This window comes from Paraburkholderia sp. RL17-381-BIF-C, assembly GCF_046026435.1.
Lineage (GTDB): Bacteria > Pseudomonadota > Gammaproteobacteria > Burkholderiales > Burkholderiaceae > Paraburkholderia.
Genome location: NZ_JARESX010000249.1, coordinates 1 through 328, shown reverse-complemented (window position 1 = coordinate 328; position 328 = coordinate 1). Strand labels below are relative to the sequence as shown.

Genomic DNA, 328 nt, shown 5'->3' with positions numbered 1-328 from the left:
CGGCGTCTACATCGGCGGCACGGCCCTGGGCATCGCGGAGGGTGCCGTGAATACCTATCTCGAGCAGGCACGCAGCAGGATCTCGCGGGCCTCGGGCAAGGCGGTGAGCGATTTCCCCACCCAGCAGGTGAAGATCGCCGAGGCGCTTTCCTGCATCGAGGCGGCCCGCCTGCTCATTTACGGCGCGTGCGACAAGATGACGGAGATCCTCGAGTCTGGCCGCCTTCCCAGCGACGAGGAGCGTGCGCGTTGCCGCGCCGAAGCAACGTTCGCCGGCCAGCTTGCGACCCGCGCCGTGAACGTTGTCTGGGACGCGGCCGGCGGAGGT

1 protein-coding gene is annotated in these 328 nt (G+C 68.6%); it reads left to right on the top strand.

What is annotated here, in order from left to right:
- Nucleotides 1-10: 10 nt before the first annotated feature.
- A partial coding sequence (locus P0D70_RS36915; RefSeq protein ID WP_408188146.1) for an acyl-CoA dehydrogenase family protein occupies nt 11-328 on the top strand: 318 nt, incomplete at its 3' end.